The organism is Streptococcus sp. HMSC062B01, assembly GCF_001811085.1.
Classification (GTDB): domain Bacteria; phylum Bacillota; class Bacilli; order Lactobacillales; family Streptococcaceae; genus Streptococcus; species Streptococcus gordonii.
The window spans coordinates 1-1436 of sequence record NZ_KZ672770.1; the positions used below are offsets into that span (position 1 = coordinate 1).

The window sequence follows — 1436 nt, forward strand, 5'->3', positions numbered from 1 at the left end:
TGAACCGCACCCCAAAAGTTAGACAGAAAAAATCTAACTTTTGGGGTGTTTTTATTATGAAATTGACATATAAGGATAAAGTTCAGATATATGAACTTAGAAAACAAGGGCGAAGCTTCAAAGAGCTTTCAAATATATTCGGGATAAATATTCCTAATCTTAGGTACATGATTAAATTGATTGATCGTTACGGTATAGAGTTCGTCAAAAAGGGGAAGAATCGTTATTATTCTCCTAAATTAAAACGAGAAATTATTGATAAAGTTCTGCTTGAAGGTCGTTCACAAATAAGGGTGTCTCTAGATTATGCTCTCCCAAACCAAGGAATGCTTCCAAATTGGCTGGCACAATACAAGAAAAATGGGTATACTATTGTTGAGAAAACAAGAGGGAGAGCACCTAAAATGGGACGCAAGCCAAAGAAAAAACCTGAAGAAATGACAGAGTTAGAACGTCTTCAAGCAGAAAATGAATACCTGAGAGCGGAGAATGCTGTTCTAAAAAAGTTGAGAGAACTCCGATTGAAGGAGGAAAAAGAGCAAGAAGAAAAACGGAAATTGTTCAAGGATTGGTAACAGAGTTTTCTTTAGATATCCTTCTAAAGATTATTAAGCTTGCCCGTTCAACTTATTATTATCACTTAAAACAGCTGGATCAAAGCGATAAGGATGATCAAGTTAAAGCTGAAATTCAGTTAATTTATACTGAGCATAAAGGAAATTACGGCTATCGTCGCATGACTCTAGAATTACGAAATCGTGGCTTCGTAGTGAACCATAAGAAGGTGCAGCGTCTTATGAAAGTACTTGGTTTAACGGCTCGAATTCGCCGTAAACGGAAGTATTCTTCATACCAAGGAGAGGTTGGCAAGAAAGCAGATAACCTTATTCAACGTCAATTTGAAGCAACCAAACCAATGCAAAAGTGCTACACAGATGTGACAGAATTTGCCATTCCAGCAAGCAGTCAAAAGCTTTATTTATCACCAGTTTTAGATGGCTTTAACAGCGAAATTATCTCCTACAATCTTTCTACTTCGCCGAACTTAGTACAAATGAAAGCTATGCTAGAACAAGCCTTTACAGCGAACCATTACGAAAATACAATTCTCCATAGTGACCAAGGATGGCAATACCAACATGATTTCTATCATCATTTTTTAAAGAATAAGGGAATCCAACCATCTATGTCACGTAAGGGAAATAGCCCAGATAACGGTATGATGGAATCTTTCTTTGGCATTCTTAAGTCTGAAATGTTTTATGGTTATGAGAATACGTTTCAGTCACTTGAGCACTTGGAACAAGCTATTGTCGACTATATTGATTACTACAACAACAAACGAATTAAGGTAAAACTAAAAGGACTTAGTCCTGTACAATACAGAACTAAATCCTTTGCTTAAATTAATTGTCTAACTTTTTGGGGTCAGTACA

1 protein-coding gene is annotated in these 1436 nt (G+C 36.2%); it reads left to right on the plus strand.

Annotated features, from left to right (window positions below):
• Positions 1-56: 56 nt before the first annotated feature.
• A protein-coding gene (locus tag HMPREF2780_RS02240; RefSeq protein WP_105026051.1) for an IS3 family transposase occupies positions 57-1405 on the plus strand; the annotation gives its coding sequence in 2 pieces (ribosomal slippage) (positions 57-507 and positions 507-1405; 1350 coding nt in all).
• Positions 1406-1436: the final 31 nt, after the last annotated feature.